Here is a 25,058-nt window from a genome sequence, read left to right as displayed (position 1 = left end):
TCAAGAGGATGGCATTGGGAAGCCAAATCCCTACAATCAAATATTACACTTTTTTTTGCACATAAAAAAACAACTAATTACTGAGTTTTAATATATTTAATTGAGGAATAGTTTGATGGAAATAATTGATTATATAATTGTCACAATTTACTTGTTATTTATCATAGCTTTGGGATTGTTTCGAGAAAGAAAAGCTTCAAGAGGATGGCATTGGGAAGCCAAATCCCTACAATCAAATATTACACTTTTTTTTGCACATAAAAAAACAACTAATTACTGAGTTTTAATATATTTAATTGAGGAATAGTTTTATGGAAATAATTGATTATATAATTGTCACAATTTACTTGTTATTTATCATAGCTTTGGGATTGTTTCTAGAAAGAAAAGCATCCACAGGAATTGAATCTTACTTTCTCGGAAATCGTAATCTTCCTTGGTGGGTTTTGGGTGCTTCTGGTATGGCTTCTAATACCGATTTAGCTGGTACTATGGTATTAACTGCTTTAGTTTATGCTTTAGGAACTAAAGGATTTTTTATTGAAATTAGGGGCGGTATTGTCTTAATTATGGCTTTCTTAATGACGTTTATGGGAAAGTGGAATCGTCGCGCTCAAGTAATGACTATTGCTGAATGGATGGAGTTACGTTTTGGCAAGAATAGGGAGGGAAATATTGCTAGAATTATTAGTGCGGTTGCTAATATTATTTTTGCTATTGGTACGATGAGTTATTTTGCTGTGGGAGGAGGAAAGTTTTTAGGAGGATTTCTGGGTATTGATGATAGAGTTGCAGGAATATTTCTGATTTTCTTGGCTCTTATTTATACTGCTGTCAGTGGATTTTATGGGGTGGTTTTGACTGATGTTTTTCAGGGAGTTTTGATTTTTGTAGCGATTTTATATATCTGTTTTATTGCTTTTCAAACGGTAACTTTGCCAGAAACTTTTGCTATCTCAATTCCTGGTACGGAACAATTACAAGAATGGAATTTAACAGAATGGAGTAGTATTATTCCTCCAATAAAAATTGATTTGCCAGGAGATTATAGTATCTTTAATTTGTTTGGTGGAGTCATGTTATTTTATATCTTTAAAGTATTTCTAGAAGGTGGTGCTGGAGGCGGTGGTTATATGATTCAACGTTACTTTGCTGCCAAGAGCGATCGCGAAGCTGGTTTACTTTCTTTATTCTGGATTTTTTTATTATCATTTCGTTGGCCTCTGGTTACATCTTTGGCAATATTAGGAATAGATTATGGTTTAAAAAATCAGATTATTTCTGACCCAGAATTAGTGTTACCTACTGTAATTTCTGAATATATTCCGGTGGGAGTTAAGGGTTTATTGGTTGCTTGTTTTATTGCTGCTGCGATGTCAACTTTTGATTCAATTATTAATGCTAGTGCTGCTTATTGGGTGAAGGATATTTATCAAGCCTATCTTCAACCTGAAGCTACTAATCAACAATTAATTAATCAAGGTCGTTTAGCTTCTATTTTAATTGTTGTTTTGGGATTGATTTTTAGCTTTAATATTACGAATATTAATGATATTTGGGGATGGTTAACTTTAGGATTGGGAACTGGGTTGTTTATTCCTTTAGTTTTAAGATGGTATTGGTGGCGATTTAATGGCTATGGATTTGCTATTGGTACTGGTGCTGGTTTGGTGGCAGCGATTTTGACAAAAGCGGTTATTTTACCTTTATTGAACTTGCCTCAGCTTCAAGAATATATTCTGTTTTTAGTGCCGAGTATTTGTTCTTTGTTAGGATGTATTTTCGGAACATTGTTAACTCCAGCAACTAATTTAGAAGTGATTGATAATTTTTATCGGGTAACTCGACCTTTTGGTTTTTGGGGAGTGGTTAGTCAGAATTTACCAACTAATATTCAGGCAAAAATTGAAAGAGAAAATCGACGAGATATTTTGGCAACTTTGATTGCTATTCCCTGGCAGTTAGTTTTATTTTTGATGGGAATGATGTTTATGATGAAACAGTGGGATAATTTTGGTATTTTATTATTGATGTTTATTTTGTTGTCGATAGGATTATATTTTACTTGGTTTAAACATCTGGATAAAATACAAGAATTATGAATAGGTGGCAATATTGGTTTGGGTTGGGAGACCAAACCCCTACGGTTTTTTTTACCAATTATTCAAGATGAAAGAGAAAAAACTGTTTTTTGAGATTAATAAACTATTCTTTATCCTTTTAAATTTTATAAGTAATCTTTAGTAAATTTTAACAATTTTTCTATTTTCCTAATAACTACTCCCTACTCCCTATTCTTGATGAGAAATAAATTGTAAAAATACTTAATACTATTTAATGCTAATTTAGTCGAATTTTTGTTAACCTATAAATAAGTCACTAAATATATATAAAGTCATGGCAATTATTTCTCCAAATCTGGAGTCCAATCAACAACGCTGGCAAACAATAATTTGTTTAACTCTAGGTTTCTGGTTAAGCGCCTGCATAATTTTAGACCTAGTAATTATGCCAAGTATGTATGTTTCTGGAATGATGAATACTTCAGATTTTACATTGGCAGGTTCAGTAATGTTTTCTTTATTTAACCGAGTTGAGTTATTTTGTGCCAGCTTAGGTTTAACAGGTTTATTAGTTTTGAGTGCTGTGCCAAATCATTTCATTAAAAGCAATAAAACAGCAATTATTTTCTCTATCTTATTATTGGCGATCACTATCATTGATACTTATGGTTTAACTCCTCAAATGACTGCTTTAGGTATTAATCTAAATTTGTTTGAGTCAGTTAATGAAGTTCCTGTGGCAATGAATCAAATGCACGGTGGTTATTGGTTATTAGAAATAATTAAGTTAGTTGTTGGTGCTACTTTATTTGCTTGGTGTTATCGACAAAAAAATTGAGTTAGTAATTATTTATTACGGTGCTAGAAGATAGTTAAAAAAATTCGGGTGAGTAAATTTTACTTGAGATATAATTAGTCTCAATTAGTAAATATTTACTGACCCTAAAATTTGGAGTGTGAGGAAGATGGAGAGTGTCGAGATAATGAAAGTATTTGGGAGTAAGAATTTTGTATGCTTGGTTAAAAATTAAGGTAAATTTAATCAATTATCAGAAGTTTCTCCCGGTAAATTTCTACAAGAAGTTTGAGAAGATTATCTATTAAGTAGATTAGAAAAATATCTTTAATCAGAGATTTATATAGATGTAGAAAAATTAATGCTTGGGAAAATTCACTTGAGAGGAAGTTATGACAAATTTTCATCTGAAGGTAGTTGAAGACTTGGGTAAGTTTAATCAATTACTAGAAGTTTATCCTAGTAAATTTCTACAAGAAGTTTGAGAAGATTATCTATTAAGTAAATTAGAAAAATATCTTTAACCAGAAATGTAATAAATGTAGAAAAATTAATGCCTTATAGTAAATTTACCTTAGAGGAAATTCTAGCAAATTTTAATTTGAATGTCGTTGAAGACTTGGGTAAATTTAATCAATTACCAGAAGTTTTTCCCAGTCAATTTCTACAAGAAGCTTTAGAATATTATCTACCACTAGCAACAGCGATCGCTTCAGAAAAAGCTCGTTCAGAATTTATTATTGCGCCGATATTAGCAGAAGTAAAAAAAATATCTAATAATCAAATAAGTTTATTTTCTGGCATCGAATTTAATGTTAATCCAGAATTAGGATTAAATGGTTTTTGCGACTTTATTATTAGTTTATCAACCCAACAAATAGTTCTCAAAGCACCAGTGATAACTTTAGTAGAAGCTAAAAATGATAACTTGAGAAATGGTTTAGCTCAATGTATGGCAGAAATGGTTGCTGCCCAAATTTTTAATCAAAACAAAGGTAAAGAAATTCCCAAAATTTATGGGGTTATTACGACTGGTACTACTTGGCAATTTCTAGAATTAGAAGCTGAAATAATAACTATAGATTTAGAGGAATATTCTGTCTATAATTTACCGAAAATTTTAGGAATATTAAGTAGTTTTGTTAGTTAGTATTTACAACTGTAGGGAAGTTTCATGGAACGTCCCTACTTTGGTTTTTATAAATCTAACTCTAGTTTTTATAAACCTAATATAACCAACCAAATAAATCTGCAATAGATAATTGCCAATCTGTTAATAAATTGAGAACTGGTAAATTATCAGAATTATATCTAATTTCTGGTTGTTTATTAGGTTGGAAAATTACTACAGATTCATCTTCAGGCTCTATTAACCAACCTAACTGAGTACCATTATTAAGACAGAAAATAATCTTATTAATTAATTGATTAGCACCTTGGTTTGGGGAGAGAATTTCTATTACCCAGTCTGGTGCTATTTCAAATTAATTTTCGATTCTACCATTAGGTTTTCTTGGAATACGTTGCCATGCAAAAACTGAAATATCTGGAACTATGGAACGTCCGTTAAAAGTACATCTTAATTCTGGGAATGCCATTACTGATTGTTTTGGTCTACCAATTTGATTAATAGTTGATACTAGATAAGCTTGAATTGTGCTATGTTCTCCTTGTGGGATTGGTTTTTGATAAATTTGATTATTAATATATTCGTTTTCTGGCTTTGTTTCTGGCAGTTCTAGAAACTCTTCCAGAGTAATTTGTTTAGATGAATTAACAGCGGTTAACATAATTATTTTACCTCTATCTGGATTTTTCTTAATTAGTTAATTATATCTATTTTTTAATATCTACTCATCTGGATTTGGAAACCAAACCCCTAGGATATTTATTGGAGAAAACATACTGCTTCAGCAAAGGTAAAAGGGTAAAATTATTTTCTTGTTTTTCGATTAGGGAACGTCGCTGCAAATATTTAATAATATTCGATAAGAAAGGATTAATTTTAACTGTTAAAGTAAATTATGAACCTAAATTACTAACAGTTAAAACTTATAATCTTCAAACATAAATTTATTACATTAAAGGGAAAAAACAATATTTCAGAAATAGATAAATCTGAAGAAAATTCATCATAAGCAAATAATGTACAGTAATCCTAAATAGGTTGTAAGATTTTATAGTAGGGGTTTGGTCTCCAAATCCCCTTTTTTTTTGGGTTTGGAAACCAAACCCCTACAATTTTTTTTTACAAATTATCTAGGCATTGCTATATTGAAATTTAACTATTTTCCGAATCTTCAGGTTCCTCTTCACCAGACAATAAAAGACGAATACCCATAATAGCAAATCCAATCGCAGCAGTAATTTTTACTATATTTGTTGGTAAAATTTCTGCTATTCCTTGACCTACTAAAACTCCTAAAAAACTCGTTAATAATAGAGCAGATGCAGTACCGAAAAATACCGCTTGGGGAAATTTGGAAGAACCACCCAAAGCGATCGCTGCTAATTGACTTTTATCTCCTAATTCTGATAGGAAAACTGCGATAAAACTTAAACCTAAAAGTTGCCAATCCATAGTTAATTAATAAGTAACAAGTAAGGAGGAAAAAGGAAAAAGGAAAAAGGAAGAAGTAGGAAGGGAGAAATAGGAAGTAAGAAGTTAAAAAGCAAGTAAGAAGTAAGAAGTTATACCAATTATTCAAAACTTTGCTAGACTTGGATTTTCTATTTCTAAATACTATCTATTAATGTCATTTTATTGTTAAGTAACCTCTGTGATTTTTCTAGTTATTTTTATAAACTTTTAAGCATAAAATTACTTTTTATAAATGTTATTATGCAGTGAAAATTGTGGCAATAACTATTACTAGCTAAGTCTTTCAGCAATCTAAAAGTCATAAATTATCTATTCATCATTGTAGGTGCTGTAAGCTTTGGCAAATAATTTTTTCCCTCTTCAAATCAAATCGTTTTTGAGAATAACTTTGAGAATAACTTTGTACTCTCCAATTAAGAAAGAAAAAGCAAATTTTTCATTAAATACAACTCTTTGATTGAAAATTTAGTAGAAGTCAAACATATAATTACTTCATTGATTAAAAATCTGTTTCCTCCTGTCGCTGACATAAAGCATAGCGCAACATAAATGCATATAATTTTGGAGTATGAGCTAATAGCTAATTGCCAAATAATTGAGGAAAACTTTCATAAAAAACTTCTACAATTAAAGTAAAAGATATTAGTAATAAAATAATTCCTGCTGACCTTTCTATAGTTTTTGGAGAAAGATGACTAGCTAACCATTGCCCTAACAATACTCCCAATAAACTTGTAATTACTAATGCACTACCTGCACCGGCAAATACTATCCAAGGAGATTGAGATTCGGCAGCCATTAATAATGTAGTAATTTGAGTTTTATCACCAATTTCTGCTAAAAGTATTGTCACAAAAGTTGAAGTAAATACTGCCCAAGCTCCTGTTTTTTTTCCTTTTGCTTTTTCTGGTTCTGATTGATAATTAATAGGAGGTAAAATTTCTCCTTTTTGTGAACTAACTCCTGAAGGTAAGCTCTCAGAAACTTTTTTTTGTTCTAAATTTATTTCGGTTTGACCTATATTTTCATTGTTCTGGAAAAAATTCATTTACAACTATAATAAATTACTAAATTACTGAATATATCTATAGCAATGCCCATACTTGTGCGACACAAAATTATAGGTTAAGTAAGCATTAAGCATTTAGCTGTCAGCTATTAGCCTTCAGCTATTTCTTTGAGTCGGCAATAAAAACTTTATTAATTGAGCTAGAAAAATCTTACTACAAAAATTAGCTCCAAAGTCTATATTCATTAAAACTCCCCCCTTAATACTAGGATTTTATACTGTTAACGCAGTTCCTCCCCAGGAAATGCTTAAGGTTTTAAGGAACCGGGAAAAGAAACAGGAAATAGAACATAAAAACAAAATATATGTACCTTATTAACCAGGGAAACACTATAGTTTTTTTCAATCTGATTTATTGTTTCAGATAACACTTTGAATGTCAAATAACTAATTATTAATTATTCCACTGCTTGATTAAACCGAAGCATTTCTAAACTCTTCTCCCCATACATATCTCCAATATGTTGCCGACAACAGTCAATAGCAAATTCATTTAATTCTTCTGGTTCTATACCATACATTTCTTTAAAAGTATCTGCTTCAACTCGACAAAACCTTGGTCTATCAGAATAAATACGACATTCTCGACTTAAATGGTTATAATTAATACACCATCCATCTACTCCTATTAAACTGATATAATGCTTGATTTCTTCTGGAGATAAATATTCCTCCAATTCTGGGCGCTCCGTCGGTTCTAAGTAACAACAAGCACCACAATTTTTTACACAACGCCAAGTAACCATACTTTTTTAATTAAAATTTAAAATTTAAAAACTTATTTTTCAAAATTAGCAATAACAAACTCTTGATGATAATAAACTAAGACTCAAGCTATGGGAACCCAGAAACCGGGTTTCTTAGCGTAAGTCCTGTAAACTAAAATATTGATTTTTGTAAAATTTATTAAATTAGATAGGCGATCGCTTGATACAATAAAAAACGGTTTTCAGTTCAGTATCTATTTTATTAATCTATAAGAGGAAAATATGGGTTTTTTAACTGATTTTTTCAATTTTTTCAGCAATATTAACTTTGAAACTATTGCCCAGTTAACAATGCTGGCCATGGTTGTAATTTCTGGCCCGATAGTAATTGTGTTACTAGCAGCTCGGGGTGGCGATCTTTAATACTTTTCGTGTAGAACATTAGGTGGTAGGTAGTAAACCAATACATCTAAAATTTTGCAATAGTAGGGGTAGGTTATTCTTCAAATTAATAACATTATTTGATGAGACAAACCAACCCCAAAATTCAACGTACAAAATTATAGCTCGGAGCGGATTAGTTTTTTAAATTTATCAATTCATCAGATAAAATAAACCCGCGACTACAAATAATATTACTCATAATTTTCTCAACATTTATTGGCTTTATTTCTGTAGAATATTTAAATAAATATCGTAAACATTTAGCAGTCAGCTATCAGCTATTAGCTATTGCCTTAAGTTTTAGATAAAAGCTTTATTGATTAATTGAGCTAGATTAAATCTTATGTTTACTTCTCCTCTACTCTCCTTACTTAGGGTTAAGACATTATTGCTGAACGCTGATAGCTAATAGCTAAGTGCTTACGAACTATCAGACTGATATTCTTTTCTTGATATTTAATAATATAACACATTAGTTTGATAATAATAAACATCTTTTTCGTATTTCATTCCCAATTTTTCCATTACTCGTTGATAAGCAATATTTTCAGGTTTAGTTATCCCTACAATTTCCTTGAGTTTCAACTCTTCAAATCCATATCTCAAACTGACTTTTGTCGCTTCTGTTAATAATTCTTGATACCAATATTTAGGATTTAATAAATAACCAAGCTCAATTTCCAAAGTACGGTCTAGTCAGTTATCATTTATCAGTTATCAGTACCTTCTACTGAAGTAAAAGGTTTAAAATACTGAAGTTTATTTGTAAGCATTCACCTGTCAGCATTCCGCAAAAAATGCTGCCTAAACAGCCATCAGAAGAGTGCTTTTAGTTTTTGATAAAAGCTTTATTATACGGTTCCCGATAAATCAGAATTAATTTTACTATAAAAGCCCGTTTTCAAGTCTATATTCCTGTAAATACCTTCCTTAAAAATGAGGTTTATATTGCTAATAGCTGAATGCTTAGGTTGATTTTTTTGCATCCCCTTGAAAGGGGAGACTTGAGACCTGATTTTCTAGTCATAATTATAGCCTCAAAAAAGACTATTAATTGTCAAAAAATAGTTGATATGGTACCTTGTAAAACATCAAACCATTCACAGCTTAACTGAAAAAATAAAACTTCATGAGTAGTATCTCACCAAAAAACAATAGTAGGAAATACCAAAATAATAATAGTGAAACAGACTGGCAACTAATTCAACGCTTACTAAACTACGGTTTCCGTCACAAAATATTAGTAGCTACCTCACTAATATTATTATTTCCACTCTCAATTTCCGGAGCAGTTCAACCGCTATTTATCGGACAAGCAATTTCTCGAATTTTAGGAGAAGAAACATGGTTATTTCTCCAACAAATGTCATTATCTCAAGGATTAAATATTTTAGCAATTGTATTAACCTTAACTATTATTATCAGACTCATATTTCAATCTATCCAAGGCTTTTTAGTTCAAAAACTTGGGCAACAAATTACTAATGATATTAGAAACGATTTATTTAAACATGTTCTTTCCTTGGGAGTTAGATTTTTTGACAGTACTCCAGTGGGAAAATTAATTACTCGTCTTACCAGCGATGTTGAAGCTTTAGGAGATGTATTTTCCACTGGTGCTATTGGAATAGTCAGCGATTTATTTTCAATTTTAATAATTGCTATAACTATGTTTAGTCTGCAATGGAAATTAGCTTTAATGTTAATATTAATGATGATACCAGTCACCATAATTATTATCTATTTCCAACAACAATATCGAAAAGCTAATTATAAAGCTAGAGATGAACTTTCCAGTTTAAATGCTCAACTCCAAGAAAACTTATCTGGTATAGGAGTAGTGCAATTATTTCGCCGAGAAAAATTTAATTCAGAATTATTTAGAGCCAATAATTTAGACTATGTTAAAGCCGTAGATAAAACCATTTTTTATGACTCAGCAATTTCTGGTATTTTAGAATGGATTTCTTTAATAGCGATCGCTGCCGTTTTATTCTTAGGAGGGCGATTTGTTTTAGCAGGAAATCTAGACTTTGGTACTCTATCTTCTTTCATTTTATATGCTCAACGTTTATTCGATCCCTTAAGGCAATTTGCCGAAAAATTTACAGCTATTCAAGCTGGATTAACTGCCGTTGAACGTATTAGTAATCTTCTCAATGAAAAGGTAGAAATTATTGACCCAGAAGGAGAAATTAAAAAGTTACCAAATCTGCAAATTAATAACTCCCAAATAGGCGAAATTAGGTTTGAAAATGTGTGGTTTGGTTATAAACCAAATGAATATGTTCTGAAAAATCTCAACTTCATTATTAAACCAGGAGAAAAAGTTGCTTTAGTCGGACCAACTGGAGCTGGAAAAAGTTCTATTATTCGCTTACTTTGTCGTTTATATGATGTGAATAAAGGTAAAATTTTGGTTGATGGAATTAATATTAAAGATTTACCTCAAGCCGAATTAAGAAAACATATTGGAGTTATTTTCCAAGATGGATTTCTATTTGCTGGAGATGTAAAAAGTAATATTGCCTTGGGAGAAAATTACTCATTTGAAGAAATTCAAGCATCAGCAAAAAGCACAAATATAGATAAATTTATTTCTGAATTACCCCAAGGATATAATACTCAATTGAGAGAACGAGGAGCTAATCTTTCTGGAGGTCAAAAACAATTATTAGCATTTGCTCGTGCAGCTATTCGTAACCCTAGAATTTTGGTACTTGACGAAGCAACTGCTAATTTAGATGTGGTAACAGAAGCTTTAATTCAATCAGCATTAGAACAACTTTTAGTAGAAAGAACTGCCATTATTATTGCTCATCGACTTTCGACAATTAGAAATGTTAATCGAATATTTGTGTTGAAAAAAGGAGAGTTAATTGAGTCAGGTACTCATCAACAATTATTAGAAAAAAATGGTCTTTATGCTAGTTTATATAATTTACAAATGTTAGGAACTTGATGAATATTTAGGTTTTGAGAAAAACGAATTTTCTTTAAATCATCAATACCAAACATACTTTCTAACTCTTAACGAATCATTTGTGGTAACTCTTCCAATATAATAGTCTGGAATAAAGGAAATAATTTGTTGGGTTTCCTTACCTCAACCCAACCTACAGTTTCAGTTAATTTAATTTACCAATAACTTGCCGTACTTGCTCAATTTTCAACTCGAAAATTTCTGCAACAGCAAATTCTTTTCTTAATCAGCCAGGAATCACCTTTAATTTTCCTATAATTTCTCCTTCAGTTTTTGATTCTGTCATTAATTATTCAGCAAAATGAATTTTCTTTAAATCATCAATACCAAACATACTTTCTAACTCTTAACGACTCATTTGTGGTAACTCTTCCAATATAATAGTCTGGAATAAAGGAAATAATTTGTTGGGTTTCCTTACCTCAACCCAACCTACAGTTTTTGAAATTGTACCTCCGTAAAATAAATTGGTTGGTCAGTATCTTGAGGTAAAAATACCCCATCTATTTGAAAGGAAGTCTGTTTTAATTCTACTGAATCAAAACGATAATCGCTGAAGTTTTCTGGTAGTTATCCCCACAACTCAAAGAAAGTTTCGGGTAAATCTTGGAAAATTCGATAAAATATATGGTCGGTTTTCATGTTGTATGAAGTTGAGCGAGAAACCGGGTTTCTAGAAAATTATAGCAATCTGAAATAAGTTGTAATATTTTATCTAACTAGGTTTGGTTTCTACATCCCTTTTTCCATTTAGTTTGGAGAACAAACCCCTAGAGTTTTTTTCACAAATCATTTAGGATTCTTATAACTTAATACTAGGTGTTTCAGCCGATGATAAGATAAGATTGAGAGGAAAAAGATTAATTATGAAGACAACTGCCAAAGTAACCCTATTCTTCAGTTTATATATCTTGGGTTCCACACTTTCTTCATGCCAAGTAATGGCAGGATATCTTGTTGAAAAAGTTGCTGACTGTGCATTATTCAATCAATGTCCGCAACGAAGACAAAATACCTACAGACAGTCGCAACGAGAGACAGTTACCAAACAAAATACCTACAGACAATCACCAGCAGAAACACTTCCCAGACGAGAAACTCAAAAACAGTCTTCATCATCAGAACAAGCTTTAAGAAATTACTATCAAACTCTAAACAATTATAACTATCAAAGTGCCTGGAATTATTGATCTTCTGAAATGCAATCAACAGGTTATCAGTCCTACATAGATTGGTGGACTCAAGTTAAAAGCATAGAAGTATTAAGCACCAAATTAGTATCAGAAGATAGATTTAATTCTACAGTAGACAGCAGATTAAGGTACATGATAAGATCAGGATACAAATCCAATGAAAAGCTTCGCTTTTATTTAGCTTGGGACAGAGATTCCAATCGTTGGCTAATTGCTCAAGTAGAATATTATTAGTATCAGAAGAGAGATTTAATTCTACAGTAGACAGCAGATTACGCTACATTACAAAATCTGGTCGATAAATCAATCAAAAGCTTAGGTTTGATTTAGTTTGGGATACAACTTCAAACAATTGGCAAATTAATAAAATTGAACGTTTAGCATTTCTGAATTAGGCTCTGAATTTCTGAATTTGAGCTTGTATTCTGTGAATATCTTAAAAAAACGGCGACAAGAGGATTTTCCCCTTGCATCGGCAAAAAAATCATGTTATGGTTTGTATCGTGGTTTCTTTCCGTACATAAGCATGATTTTTTATTCAATGTCAAGATACAGAAAATTGCTCTATTAGGGAATGCTAACAAAATGTAATACACAGCCTATCCCAACTATTTCAATGCGTTAGGCTCCGCTAACTTAAATATTAACCACCCAATCAAGAATTAAACCATTAACAATTTCCGGACATTCATCATGGGCACAATGACCAGCATTATCCAATTCTACTAACTCCAAACGAGGATTAAGTTCAGTAAACTGACTAGGATTAGCCAACTTCGGAGGAATCAATAAATCCTGCTTACCCCAAATTAATAAAATCGGAACCTTCAAAGTAGGAAGTACCGCCTTCACACTAGGCCCCAATTTAGTACTACCCATAATCTTAAATACAATACAAAAAGCACGGGCAGCACCCCGGTCTCTAGGTGGCCTTGCCAAGATGTCCACCAATTCATCCGTAATTAAATCCCCATTATAATAGGCAAATTTAACCCACCGACGGATAACCGCAGGCTTACGAACAATAAAAAATAAAGCCCTTAACAGAAATGGAGAAGCAACCATATTTTGAATAAACTCAACAGTAGGTAAAAACTTAGGTGGAATTAATTCAGCTTGAGCCATTGGATCCGGTAGACTAATCATTATCAACCCTGTAACCATATCTGGATAAGTAGCAGCAGCAACCAGAGAAATTAATGAACCAGTCGAGTTACCCACCAATATTACAGGTACTCCAATAAAAGTCTGCCAAAACTCATATACTTGCTCTACCCAAAAACTACTATCGTAATTAGCGATCGCCTTTTCAGAAGCACCAAAACCCAATAAGTCCAAAGCATAGACCGTATGTTTTTCAGTTAAGACATTAATATTATGTCGCCAATGGCCTATTGATGCCCCAAAACCATGTAAAAGAAGAAGAGGAGGATTAGCTAACTTATCCCCCGCTAAAGTCTCCTGATTATTTTTACACCGAGAATAAGTGTAGCGAACTTTCCATCCTCGCCATACCCAGTCTCGTTGATTACCTATTTTTTCTTCCCAGTCCCTAGTATTATGACCCATACCAATTATCATAAACTTTGCTATATTTGGACTTTCTATTTTTAAATATTATTTGTTCGAGCAAATACTTGATATTTGGTTAATTCAGTTATCAAGAAAAGTAATTTTGCCAGTTTTCAAGTATAAGTACTTATGCCAAATTAATTACACATTACTATTATAAATCTCCTATCTTATCCAGAAATCATCAATTCTTTCTCCCTGTTCCCTGTTCTAGGATTACTTTAATTTATTTTTTATTTCTCAAAAAAAGATTTGTAGCGTTACTAATTTGGCATAGAAATTATCATTTTTTTCCTTCTACTTCCTACTCTCTACTCCCTACTCCCTATTCCCTTTTTAGTATTTAATTCAACTTAAGGCTTGAAATCCTATACTAAACTATTGTATAATACCCAGAGGGTAAACTGTAAAAAAAACAGTCAAGTAAATCTATTAAACTCAAACAAATGTCCCGAAAATAGTCGAGAAAAAGTTAGATTAGCAAAGTTTTCTGAACCAAATTAAAAGCCATAGTAGCTTAATTTACTACTAAATTTCAGCTTGGGTCTAAAATTTAGGTTACAGATCCTAGTTAGAAGTTATAAGTGAAACAGAAAACCTAGGCTTCTATAACAAAAAACTCTACTTTGGGTAAGTTTAGTAGAACAGTAAAAGTCGAAATTATGTAAATACCGTAACCTAATTCGGTACGGATGTCCCTCTAAATAATAATTTTAATCATCTTAATTAATGCCAATCGAAAGAAAAAATAATCGTAATGTCCCTCAAGTTAACGAAAAAATTAGAGTTCCTAAAGTTAGGGCTGTTGATGCAGATGGCCAGCAATTGGGAATTGTAGAAACAAGAGAAGCCTTGCGGATGGCCGAGGAAAAAGGTCTCGATCTGGTTATGGTCAGTGATAAAGCCGATCCACCAGTTTGTAGAATAGTTGATTATGGTAAGTATCTGTTTGAGCAGAAAAAGAGAAAGAAAGTACAGGAAGCCAAACAACACAATGCAGAAGTTAAGGAAGTAAAGATGCGCTATAAAATTGAGGAGCATGACTATAATGTCCGCTTATCTCATGCCAAGCGCTTTCTCGAATCTGGTGATAAAGTCAAGGCTACTATTATGTTCCGGGGTCGGGAGATACAACATAGTAACCTAGCAGAAGAATTATTGCAACGTATGGCAACAGATTTAAAAGATTTAGCGGAGGTTCAACAAGCTCCTAAAAAGGAAGGACGCAGTATGATGATGTTGTTATCTCCTAAAAAGTCCTAAAAAGTAAGTTTTGTATACTCTAAAGTATTGACAACTGTTACTAACCTATATTATAGCAATTCCCATACTTGTGAGGTACAAAATTTTCCCTACAACTGAAAATTTAACTGGGAAAAGGGAATAAAAAATAGGAGAAAATTGAAAATTATAAATGTGCCTTATAACTCTGGGAAACGCTATAAAAGTCCAAAAAAATATCTAAGCATTCAGCTCTCAGGTCTCAGCTATTGCTTTTAGTCCGCGATGGAAGCTTTATTATATTATTTATTGATCCAGAAAAATCTTGCTACAAAAGCCAGTTAACTTGACATTAGAATTCATATTTATTGAAATTGTGTCCTTAAGCACAAGGTCTCTTCGCTGTTAATGAATTTCCTTTTTAGGAATAACTATATTACTATATTAACAGCAAATAATGAATAATTTTTTCTAAGGTTAAAGGAACTTGCCTTGGCAGTAACTTTTAATTATCTGTCAATTTATAAATTGCTTTTACCTTCTCTTCTTATTAATAGCTGATGGCTGAATGCTTAACTTTTTTTAAACTAAGTAAAGCTACTAAAGAATAACCAAAATAATTGATTAATTCAATCTGAATCAGATGAGTTTATAATCACCTTTTTCCTTACTGCCTGATAGAAAAATATCAACCAAAAGAATAAAAAAATTCTTTTAGCCAATCCTCTTCTTACTTAATAAAAGAAGAGGTAATTATTAATTATTAATTATTAATTATTGAAAGTTATTCAGTAAACTACATGGAACTGAGAAGTTTAAACAGTTATACAGGATTAGGAAATAGATTATTAAAATTTCTAAATCTTCGTTATGAGGAAGTAGAGCGAACCCTACTCATGTTTTTGGTATACACTCTTACTTCCGTAGGATTAGTTTGGTTAGAACTGAGTACAGTTAGTCTATTCTTAGACCAATATGGTGCCGACAAACTACCTTGGATATATATTGCTAGTGCTGGCATCGGTTCAGGTTTAGGTTTTGTCTATTCCTGGCTCCAAAAAGTTATGCCTTTGCGCCGAGTAATAGTAGTAATTTTATTACTAATTGCAATTCCTTTATTCTTATTTAGGTTTGGAATTGGTATTGAAAATATCAAGATAGCTGGTCTAAGTTTAGCTTTTCTGACTACTTTTATGATGTGGTTATGGGTAGAAGCTTGTTACTTACTTAACGATTTGAATACTTCAATCACAGCTAATCAATTATTTAATATTAGGGAAATTAAACGAACATATCCAATCATCAGTAGTGGTTTTTTAGTAGCAGGAGTAATTAGTGGATTCTCTTTACCTGTAATGCTGTATTTTGTGTCATTAAATAATGTCACAATATTATCAGGATTAATGATAGTATCAGGGTCGGGAATCCTATTATATTTATCAGAGAGATATCAACAATCTTTTCCCGATTCTAGTCGTTGGATACCAGAGGATGATGAAGAAGAATTTTCCACTCGCAGAATAAAAGGTCCTCTCAAAGTTTATATACTGCCATTAATCACATTTTTTGTCATAGCAGAAGTTTTATATGTATTAATAGACTTTCAATTCTTTTATCAACTAGAATTAGAATTGCAAAACGATACTATTGATAAAGCTAGTGAAATAGCAAGTTTCTTAGGTTTATTTGAGGGAATTTTAAGTAGTTTTCAAGTAGCAACTCAATGGTTTGCCTCTAGTCGTTTGGTAGAAAGAATAGGTGTTTTTGGTACAGCAATGATCTTACCAATAGGGGCAATAGTTTTAGGATTATTTTCTTTTACAGGTGCAATAACAGGATTATTTTCAGTATTTATAGGATTAGTAATTCTGAGATTTTTAGATGAATTATTACACTACACATTAATAGAAACTACCGGACCAGTTTTATTCCAACCTCTACCAGAAAATATTCGTAGTGATGTTCAAACTATGGTAAATGGAGTCGCAGAACCATTTTCGACTGGTTTGAGTGGGTTCATAATATTACTAATTCTCTGGTTATCTAAATTAATATTGGACACTAATGAAAAAGGGTTATTTGAAAACCAACAAGGTCTGATATTTGTTATAGCGATAATCATATCTGGTTTGTTATGGATAGGAATAATATGGTTAATTAGAACTCAATATGTAGGTTTGTTAGTCAAAAGTGCCGGGAAAGGAAGATTTAATGTCTCAGATGTAGATATCCGTAGTTTAAAACGCTCAGTAGTAGAAACTTTAGAGAAAGGTACTTCAGAAGAAAATAAACGTTCTTGCATTGAGCTATTGAATCAAATAGACCAAAAAAATCTAGGGGAAATATTGGCTCCGCTGCTACATACAATGTCAACGGCACTACAATGCCAAAGTCTGGAAGCAATGTTAAATCATCCTAATCCAGCTTATCTCCAACAAGTAAAACAGTTAACCAAGTCGTCATTACCACCAGAAGTATTGGCTTTGGCTTTGCGCTATATTTGGCTTACAGAGTCAAAACCAGATGTTAATCAGTTGCGTCCTTATTTACAACCTTCAGTAGATGCAGTAGTGAGAGGTACGGCAGCAGCTTTAATTATGCGTAAAGGAGACATAGAGCAAAAAGCTGAGGCCACTAATGTTTTACGCCGGATGATTACTTCTAAAGTGGAAAAGGAAAGAGTAATGGGGGTTCGTGCCTTGGGAGAAGCAGATTATTTGCAAGGGTTACGACTGTATGTACCTAGTTTATTACAGGATGAGTCATTACGAGTGCGAAAGTATTGTATGGATGTAATTGCTTCTACTCATTTGGAAAGTTACTATCCTTCATTATTACGGGGATTGTCATACAAGTCAACTAGAGAAGCGGCATTACAAGCATTGGTAAGATTGGGAAATGATGCTATTCCTATGTTAGTTAAGTTAGCTAATGATAGCAATAAGTCAGAACTATTACGATTACAAGCTTGGACTGTTATTAGTGAAATTGGTACAGCAGAAGCACTAGATTCTCTGGTAAATAGAATGATGACATCTTGGGGGGCAATACGTCATAATATTCTCCGCAAATTATTGAAAATGCCAGGAGAAGTGGGAATAGAAGGGGTACTGGCACGAGTTGGTCGCAGTGGAATTGAAATTTTAGTAGAGCAAGAATTAATGTTCTTGGGACAGGTATATGCAGGTATAGTAGATTTATCTGAAGTAGATATTCGTTCAACTAATTCTCAGTATCGTGGTTGTTTAGAGGAAAGTAATATAGGAATGATAGTTGATTGTAAAGAAATATTTTTGCAGTCTTTACGATTACTGGAGTCAGATGCTATAGAACAATGTTTTTTATTAATGAAGTTTCTTTATCCATTGAGTTCGATTCAGGCAGCAGCTTTTAATATTAAGTCAGACTCCCGTTCAAATGTGGCCCGTGGTTTGGAAATTTTGGATAATACTGTAGATATTTCTTCTAAGCGATCGCTGATTGAAATTTTGGATCAACATAGCTATAAAGGCAAATTAAATAGTTTATCTGAGATGGTGATTTATCAACCAATGGCTCCTAGCGATCGCCTACGGTATCTTTTAGATTTGCGTCATTTTCTGTCTGACTGGGCTTTGGCTTGCTGTTTACAGATGGCTCGTGCAGCTCGTTGGAGTTTAACGGCGGAACAAACTTTGGTTTGTTTACGTCACCCTACTGGTTTTGTGCGGGAGGCAGCTTTGGCTTATTTGAAGATGGCATCTCAACGTGCATTGGTGGAATTATTACCTAATTTGAGAAATGACCCCAACCCTCTGGTAGCTGCTCAAGTGGAACAAATGATTGTTGATTTTGGTATTGGTTAAGTTAGCTATAGCTATCAGCTATTAGCAAAAACCGCCAAGGAATTAATTCCTTGGCTCAAAGCTAAAGTCATCTGAAGATGACTAATTAGCAATAACGGCTGTCACAGAGAAACCCGGTTTCTTCAAGAAACCGGGTTTCTGGGTATTGTGAAGCTGGGTTTCTGGGTGTTACAGCGCTTTTCATCTCGGTAAACCACAGTAGGGACGTTGCATGCAACGTCCCTACAACATTTTGGTTATGACGATGTGGTTCATTCATTTGAAAAGCGCTATAAGAAACCGGGTTTCTGGGTGTGATGAAACTATTGCCCATTCCCTATTCCCTTATTTATTTAACTTCAAGAGTTGTTCCCGTTTCTGATGATTTTCTACTATAATCAGCAACTTTTAAAGTATATAAACTTGCTTCTGGAGTTACATATAAAGGAGTTCCATTTAACAAATTTTCAATTACCATCTTTGTATCTTTAGCAAATAAACCACGCCTAGAACCCACTTCTATAGTTTGTATTTTTTCTCCTTGTAATAGTTGACCTTGTTGGGGAGTAAAAATTAATGTACCTTTTTCGCCGTACAGAGTAAAGAGGTTTTCTGATTGCCAAAAAGTTTCCCCTTTGCCATAAACAACTTCCCCAATTACATTATTATTAAACCTTAACTGAACAGTACATAAACAGGCTTTATAAAAGTCAACTTCTCTGTACCAAAACTGACTTTGACAATTAACAGTATTAACTTTACCAAATAGATCGGTAAACCGATGCAGACGAGAAAGCGCTCCGACAAAAGGAAAGCCAAATAGTGAAGAGCGATAAGTCCATTTTTCGGGGGCAGGTTGTTTAGAATTAATTGTGACGTAGCGAGCGTAGAAAATTTTACCAATTTGGGGCAAAGATTCTTTGATGGCATTGTGGAGGCCACCAAGAAGTTCGATATGTTCAACGTGCAATAATTTATTTTTTTTGGCTGCTAGAGATATTAATGATTCGGCTTCACTTGGGTCTAGAGAAAGAGGATATTCTACTATAATATGCTTGTCATTTTCCAGAGCAGCACGAGCGATCGCTCCATGATCTCTATTAATAGTAGAAATAATGACTAAATCTAAATCTTCTCGTTCTACCAGTTGTTGCCAAGAGGCTGTACTCTGGACTTGGAAAGTTTGACTAAATTCTTCGGTTTTTTCTGGGGTATGGCCTGTAATGGTGACTAACAGCGTTTGCACAGCATTCGCAAGGGATAGCTCATCTCGTTTTAATGCCTCAGCTCTAGCCTTAGCAGCGTAACCAGTTCCCACAATACCAATTCTAATTGGGATAGTGGGGCAAAAAGGTGATGGGGTAATGGGGTGATGGGGTGATGGAGAGTCTGATGGAGAAATATTTATCTGAGTCATAGCAAAGCTGTTGTGAATATTGTATTTTTGGCAGAAGGAGTCAGAAGACAGGAGACGAATATAAAGGTATTGGAGAGCCAAATAAACTGGGTTTCTTTGGATATCCTAGAAACCCGGTTTCTCGTCTTTTTTAAAGAAGCCGGGTTTCTCGTCTCTCTTATGGCAGACTTTGATTTGCTTTTGATATATTCGTGATATAATTTATGTCCCAAATATTTAAACTGATATAATTGGCCAAGTAAATATAAGTAATTAAGATTAAATTAGAATTATTTATAATAAATTCTATAGTAATTTTGAATATAATAGGTTTTACAACTTGGCTTTTTTCCTTTAATATCAAAGTTAGAAAAAAAACAAGTACAAAGATTCTAGGTAATCAAGCCTAGTAATTTGTATAAGTTTAAATTATAAATATAAACTCCAGAGAGGAAGATTAAATGGCTACTTACAAAGTTACTCTAAAAACACCAGATGGCGACAAAGTAATTGATTGTCCTGATGATGAAATTATTCTTGATGTTGCTGAAGACCAAGGAATAGATTTACCTTATTCCTGCCGTGCTGGTGCTTGCTCCACCTGTGCTGGTAAAGTTGAGTCAGGTACAGTGGATCAAAGTGACCAGTCTTTCTTAGACGACGATCAAGTAGCTGAGGGATGGGTACTAACTTGTGTAGCTAAACCAACATCTGATTGTGTAATCCTAACTCATCAGGAAGATAATCTATAGTTATTAACTACTGTAGGAATTTGTTAAACCTGATTGATCCATAAGAGTCTAAAAAATAATTTGTCAATCTTAGATATCTTAGATTTTCGACTGTTGCAAAAAGCAAAATTATTTGACGAAAAGATAGGAAAGGGTAGATAAATTCTAAGACATTTAAGTAGTGGAAGGTAGCAAAAAAGTAATTCTCACATATACCAAGAGTTGTGTGAGAATTGCTGGTTATCTTGCACAATCCTTATACTTGTTTTCCAGAAAATTGAAAAGTTCAGTATGACAATTTTCTACAGCTTATTTAATACAATAATTGATTAGAGTTGATAAATTTTTCTGATTTAATGGTTGGCGAACGCTGAACTTAGACAAACTTCAAACTATAAATTAAGCATTGAACTAAACGAGAATAATATGACAACTTACAAAGTTACTCTAAAAACTCCAGATGGAGATTCAACAATTGATTGTGATGATGATACATACATTCTTGATGCAGCAGAAGAGCAAGGACTAGATTTACCCTTCTCTTGTCGTGCAGGTGCTTGTTCTACCTGTGCTGGTAAAATAGAATCAGGTTCAGTAGATCAGTCTGACCAATCTTTCTTAGATGATGACCAAATGGCAGCAGGATATGTTTTAACTTGTGTTGCTTATCCTACTTCTGATTGTACGATCACAACTCACAAAGAAGAAGAACTTTACTAAAGACTTTAGTTGACAATTTTAAATCAATCAATATACCAATTTTGAGAGAAAAATAAGATGGCTACATATAAAGTTACTCTGATTAATGAAGCAGAAGGAATTAATCAAACTATTGATTGTCCAGATGATACATATATTCTTGATGCTGCGGAAGAAGCAGGTTTAGATCTACCTTACTCCTGTCGTGCAGGTGCTTGCTCAAGTTGCACAGGAAAGGTAGAAGGTAACGCAGATGACTTTTTAGATCAAAGCGATCAGTCATTCTTAGATGATGATCAGATCAGTGCAGGATATGTACTAACTTGTGTAGCTTATCCTAAAAAAGACTGCACTATTATGACTCACCAAGAAGAAAATATAAGTTAATTATCAATTATCTGAGAATGTGAAATAATTTAAAATTTTTTGATTGTTTATAGTTAATTTCTATTAACTATAAACAACCAATATATTTTGTTTTGATCGCTATTATTCTTTTTGTTCAAGAGTAACTAACTCACTGAGAGATTGGACTTCAGTTCCGGGAAAATAAAAACCGAGGATGCGATCGCTACTCCAACCTAACTCAGCAAGTTTAATAGATCCCTTCTGAGACAAACCTACTCCATGTCCAAATCCACCCCCAATAAAAGCATAACCCCACAAAGTTTGGTCTGGTCTGTATATAGGGTCTACATAAAATAATGTACTCCAAGGAACCCAAAAAGCATTTTGTACTTCATCTTTATTTAATTCTATAATTCCTATATCCGTTTCTACGGTCATTTTCAAAACACGACCAGCAGGCGATCGCTCCGTTACTTCCACTTTTTTAATTTTTTGCAATTGAGCAAAAGGGCTTTTTTTTCCTTGAAAATAACTTTTTAAATATTTAACTATTCCTGGTGAACTAACAACTTCTCGCCAACGAAATTCTCTCCAACTTTCTTCATTAAATCCTTTTTTAATACTCATAAACTTACGGAAATTTTCTTCAGAAGCTAAACTATTTTGAGATAAATCCCAAACATTATTAGTCGCATCAAGAACAGGTTGTAAATAAGGACGTTCTTCACCATTCCATAAATCATTAAAATCTGCGGTAATACCCCCACTAACAGCAGAATAAACTGCATCTATTAATTGGTTTTCATAAGTTAGCACTTTTCCCCTAGTTGATGCTACTGCTGCATCTGTTTCTGGGTAGACATCTAATCCTTTATAAACTTGACAGTGAGTATTAGCGCACAATTCATAATTATCAACTGCAAACCGATGTAAATTTTTGAGTGCATAAGTTCTAGCTAAAATAGTTTGAGCTTCTAAAGATGCTTTTGGTGGCCAAGAACCTAATTCATGGGGTACTACTCCTCGAATATAAGTTTCTATTGGTACATTATTCACTAATGTGTAAGAACCATAAGCATTAGGTTCTAATTTTAAGGAACCAGCATAACGTCGTTTTTCTGGTTTAGTTGTATCTTGGTTAAATTGATTATTGATAATAAATTCATTTTTCCCAGCAGTAATATGTAGTTCATGGCGATGATAAGTATAGCCATTCATCTCCCAGTAAGCTGTAGGTTTTTGTTTTAAAGCTTTTAGTTCAAGATAGACATTTGTATTATTATGATCTTGTATACTTTCTAATAGCAACCGTCGTAATAAAGGAGTTTTATAGACATCTCTTTTTGCCCAAACATTCCATCTTTTTGGTTGAGCTACTTCTACTTCTATTCCTTGATTTTTCCAGAACTGGGCATCTTGTTCAGCATTTTCATAACTACGGTGACTACTAAGAATTAACCGCTCTTTTAAGAGAGGTTTTTCTAGAGGTTTCATTTTAATTTTTAATTCTAGTTTTTCAGTAGTCAGAGTTTCTTCCCCTGCTGGAGTTTTAAACCGCAAAGTTAATTTATCTCCAGGAATAGCTTCAAGAATAATTTTATCTGTTGGTTTAGTACCAAATCTTTGGATAATTCCTATTTTCAGTAATTTATTATGTTTTTCTACAGCTTTGACTGGCATTATATTTAATCCTAATCCTAATCCTAATAGCAAAGCTGTTGTGAAGATTAATCCCCCTAAATCCCCCTTTAAAATGGGGGCTTTGATTTGTTTTTGATATATTTGTGCTGACAATTTTCTTTCTTTATCTCTGAAGTTTACATTTTACTTAATTATTATATCAAGTGTGATAAATAATGAATAATTAATAATTAATAATTAATAATTAGGGTTTGCTGATTGATCGGGAACCGTAAAAGTATTTTTAAGGAGATGGAGAGTAATTTTGTTACCCAAATATTCCCCAAAATACGCTCCTTTTTGAAGAAGAAATGCACAAAAAGTTGAACTTTTACCGAACCTAAAAATGCTCAAATATTTACCTATCAAAACTTTTATATTTCTATAAGCAAGCACTAATTACTTTTTCTTTTTAGGGAGAGAATTGACTAAGAGACTAGCTAAATTATTTAATTATTAATTACTTTATCAAAGTTTAAATTAAATCAATCGAAGTTCTGAAAAAAAACAACTTTATAGCTCTATTCCCTATTTCTTGACTTTGGAAACAAGTCTCATAAACTGGAGCAACTATTTTTCAGAATCTACGATGCAGGATATAGCAATCCGTGCTTATGTTGCGAAAAATTAAATAGATAAAAAAACTGAAACTATTACCTGTTCCCTATTCCCTAAAAGCAGTAGGATTTTTATAGACAAATAAAATAGGATTACTATATATAGCAATATAGAATGATTTGTGAGAAAAAAAACTGTAGGGGTTTGGAGACCAAACCCCGCATTTATAAATCTGACAACCTATTTAGGATTACTATACCTTAATAAAATAGAATTGCTGTATACTTTTTTTGTAATATTCTTTTTGCAAAGTGGTAAACTTTTGGCAGCTCTAGATTTAAACCCAGAGTTGCTAAAAGCTGATAGCTGAATACTCAAAGCTAATAGCTAGTTAGTTTTTCGATGATTATCCTGTAGTAAAATTTATCTAGGAGTAAAAAAATGAAGCTGGAAGATTTAAAGAAACATACTTACAAATCTCGAATAGATTTACCAGAAGAAAACCGCTCGAAAATAGCCGAAATTATTAATAATACATTAGCCAATACTATTGATTTAAAAACTCAAGTTAAACAAGCTCACTGGAATGTCAAAGGAATGAATTTTTATCAATTACATCAATTATTTGATGAAATGGCTAGTGAGTTAGAAGAATATATTGATATGTTTGCTGAACGGATTGTTGCTTTAGGAGGTATAGCAATAGGAACAGCAAGAATAGCTGCTTCTGACTCATATTTGCCAGAATATCCTTATGAAATTACTGATGGAAAAGAGCATCTTTTAGCACTGGCAGATCGTTTTTCTATATATGCAAAATTAGTCCGAGAAGGAATTGATAAAACAGATGAATTAAAAGATGCAGATACAGCAGATTTATATACAGAAGTTTCTCGTACTATTGACAAATATTTGTGGTTTTTAGAAGCACACTTAGCTAATTAATAATTAATAATGGATAATTAATAATGGATAATTAATAATTAATCTATTATGATTCATTATCCATTAATAAACGGCTGAATAAGTATACTTTTAGTTTAGTTGTCAGCTATTAGCTAAAGATTTACAAGGAAAAGGGGGAGAGAAAAGGAAGAAATATAGATTAATTTATATATAAATACAGTTCAGTAAAGGAGCTTTTTTATAGTTATGTTATCTCAAGAGCTATT

Annotated in this window: 19 protein-coding genes and 2 pseudogenes; 12 read left to right on the top strand and 9 right to left on the bottom strand. The window is 32.6% G+C overall.

The window, feature by feature from the left end:
- The first annotated feature begins 311 nt into the window (after positions 1–311).
- The 3 genes from VKJ25_RS12890 (at position 312) to VKJ25_RS12880 (ending at position 4,009) form a co-directional block, all read left to right on the top strand.
- The gene (locus VKJ25_RS12890) at positions 312–2,102 is read left to right on the top strand and encodes a sodium:solute symporter family transporter (RefSeq protein WP_324237032.1); all 1,791 of its coding nucleotides are present in this window, start codon (positions 312–314) and stop codon (positions 2,100–2,102) included.
- Between the two features lie 295 nt (positions 2,103–2,397).
- A complete protein-coding gene (locus tag VKJ25_RS12885) occupies positions 2,398–2,901 on the top strand; it encodes a hypothetical protein (RefSeq protein WP_324237031.1) in 504 nt (167 codons plus the stop codon).
- A 511-nt stretch (positions 2,902–3,412) separates the two neighbouring features.
- Complete coding sequence (locus VKJ25_RS12880; RefSeq protein WP_324237030.1) at positions 3,413–4,009, top strand: hypothetical protein; 597 nt, start codon at positions 3,413–3,415, stop codon at positions 4,007–4,009.
- 76 nt (positions 4,010–4,085) lie between these two features.
- Here the strand turns inward: VKJ25_RS12880 and VKJ25_RS12875 are convergent.
- From VKJ25_RS12875 to VKJ25_RS12860, 4 genes and pseudogenes are all read right to left on the bottom strand, one after another.
- Positions 4,086–4,649, bottom strand: a pseudogene (locus VKJ25_RS12875) (Uma2 family endonuclease).
- A 491-nt stretch (positions 4,650–5,140) separates the two neighbouring features.
- Positions 5,141–5,440: a TMEM165/GDT1 family protein gene (locus VKJ25_RS12870; protein WP_324237029.1), complete on the bottom strand. Its 300-nt coding sequence runs from the start codon at positions 5,438–5,440 to the stop codon at positions 5,141–5,143.
- Positions 5,441–6,041: 601 nt separating this feature from the next.
- The gene (locus VKJ25_RS12865) at positions 6,042–6,509 is read right to left on the bottom strand and encodes a TMEM165/GDT1 family protein (protein ID WP_324237028.1); all 468 of its coding nucleotides are present in this window, start codon (positions 6,507–6,509) and stop codon (positions 6,042–6,044) included.
- Positions 6,510–6,928: 419 nt separating this feature from the next.
- Positions 6,929–7,276 (bottom strand): YkgJ family cysteine cluster protein, encoded by a 348-nt coding sequence (locus VKJ25_RS12860; protein WP_324237027.1) that lies wholly within the window; start codon positions 7,274–7,276, stop codon positions 6,929–6,931.
- 243 nt (positions 7,277–7,519) lie between these two features.
- On the opposite strand from VKJ25_RS12860, the gene psb30 reads away from it, so the two are divergent.
- Positions 7,520–7,660, top strand: coding sequence for a photosystem II reaction center protein Ycf12/Psb30 (gene psb30 / locus VKJ25_RS12855; protein WP_324237026.1), 141 nt, complete (start codon positions 7,520–7,522; stop codon positions 7,658–7,660).
- 477 nt (positions 7,661–8,137) lie between these two features.
- Here psb30 and VKJ25_RS12850 read toward each other — a convergent pair whose 3' ends face one another.
- The gene (locus VKJ25_RS12850; protein ID WP_324237025.1) at positions 8,138–8,365 is read right to left on the bottom strand and encodes a GNAT family N-acetyltransferase; all 228 of its coding nucleotides are present in this window, start codon (positions 8,363–8,365) and stop codon (positions 8,138–8,140) included.
- Positions 8,366–8,810: 445 nt separating this feature from the next.
- Between VKJ25_RS12850 and VKJ25_RS12845 the strand changes: the two genes are divergently transcribed.
- Positions 8,811–10,643 (top strand): ABC transporter ATP-binding protein, encoded by a 1,833-nt coding sequence (locus tag VKJ25_RS12845; protein ID WP_324237024.1) that lies wholly within the window; start codon positions 8,811–8,813, stop codon positions 10,641–10,643.
- Positions 10,644–11,096: 453 nt separating this feature from the next.
- On the opposite strand, the pseudogene VKJ25_RS24620 reads toward VKJ25_RS12845, so the two are convergent.
- A pseudogene (locus VKJ25_RS24620) lies at positions 11,097–11,216 on the bottom strand (DUF2887 domain-containing protein); the annotation flags it as partial.
- Between the two features lie 314 nt (positions 11,217–11,530).
- On the opposite strand from VKJ25_RS24620, the gene VKJ25_RS12835 reads away from it, so the two are divergent.
- Positions 11,531–11,854: a hypothetical protein gene (locus VKJ25_RS12835; RefSeq protein ID WP_324237023.1), complete on the top strand. Its 324-nt coding sequence runs from the start codon at positions 11,531–11,533 to the stop codon at positions 11,852–11,854.
- Between the two features lie 639 nt (positions 11,855–12,493).
- Here the strand turns inward: VKJ25_RS12835 and VKJ25_RS12830 are convergent.
- Positions 12,494–13,438 (bottom strand): alpha/beta fold hydrolase, encoded by a 945-nt coding sequence (locus VKJ25_RS12830; protein ID WP_324237022.1) that lies wholly within the window; start codon positions 13,436–13,438, stop codon positions 12,494–12,496.
- 720 nt (positions 13,439–14,158) lie between these two features.
- Here VKJ25_RS12830 and infC point away from each other — a divergent pair.
- Both infC and VKJ25_RS12820 read left to right on the top strand, forming a co-directional pair.
- On the top strand, positions 14,159–14,692 hold the full coding sequence (infC, locus tag VKJ25_RS12825) for a translation initiation factor IF-3 (protein ID WP_324237021.1): 534 nt from the start codon (positions 14,159–14,161) through the stop codon (positions 14,690–14,692).
- A 758-nt stretch (positions 14,693–15,450) separates the two neighbouring features.
- Positions 15,451–18,495 carry a HEAT repeat domain-containing protein gene (locus VKJ25_RS12820; protein ID WP_324237020.1) on the top strand — a complete coding sequence of 1,015 codons (3,045 nt, stop codon included), beginning with the start codon at positions 15,451–15,453 and terminating at the stop codon, positions 18,493–18,495.
- Between the two features lie 328 nt (positions 18,496–18,823).
- Here VKJ25_RS12820 and VKJ25_RS12815 read toward each other — a convergent pair whose 3' ends face one another.
- Complete coding sequence (locus VKJ25_RS12815) at positions 18,824–19,891, bottom strand: Gfo/Idh/MocA family protein (RefSeq protein WP_324237019.1); 1,068 nt, start codon at positions 19,889–19,891, stop codon at positions 18,824–18,826.
- Between the two features lie 440 nt (positions 19,892–20,331).
- Between VKJ25_RS12815 and VKJ25_RS12810 the strand changes: the two genes are divergently transcribed.
- From VKJ25_RS12810 to VKJ25_RS12800, 3 genes are all read left to right on the top strand, one after another.
- Entirely contained in the window at positions 20,332–20,622 is a 291-nt protein-coding gene (locus VKJ25_RS12810) for a 2Fe-2S iron-sulfur cluster-binding protein (protein ID WP_324237018.1), read from the top strand.
- 405 nt (positions 20,623–21,027) lie between these two features.
- Entirely contained in the window at positions 21,028–21,321 is a 294-nt protein-coding gene (locus tag VKJ25_RS12805; protein ID WP_324237017.1) for a ferredoxin, read from the top strand.
- A gap of 57 nt (positions 21,322–21,378) precedes the next feature.
- The gene (locus VKJ25_RS12800; protein WP_324237016.1) at positions 21,379–21,687 is read left to right on the top strand and encodes a ferredoxin; all 309 of its coding nucleotides are present in this window, start codon (positions 21,379–21,381) and stop codon (positions 21,685–21,687) included.
- A gap of 102 nt (positions 21,688–21,789) precedes the next feature.
- Here VKJ25_RS12800 and VKJ25_RS12795 read toward each other — a convergent pair whose 3' ends face one another.
- Positions 21,790–23,442 carry a SpoIID/LytB domain-containing protein gene (locus VKJ25_RS12795; protein ID WP_324237015.1) on the bottom strand — a complete coding sequence of 551 codons (1,653 nt, stop codon included), beginning with the start codon at positions 23,440–23,442 and terminating at the stop codon, positions 21,790–21,792.
- 885 nt (positions 23,443–24,327) lie between these two features.
- Between VKJ25_RS12795 and dps the strand changes: the two genes are divergently transcribed.
- Entirely contained in the window at positions 24,328–24,831 is a 504-nt protein-coding gene (dps, locus tag VKJ25_RS12790; RefSeq protein ID WP_324237014.1) for a DNA starvation/stationary phase protection protein Dps, read from the top strand.
- Positions 24,832–25,058 lie beyond the last annotated feature (227 nt).

The sequence above is a fragment of the Okeania sp. genome (genome assembly GCF_035285525.1).
GTDB lineage: Bacteria > Cyanobacteriota > Cyanobacteriia > Cyanobacteriales > Microcoleaceae > Trichodesmium.
Note: the sequence above shows the minus strand (reverse complement) of the source record. Positions and strands in the feature narration are given on the sequence as shown.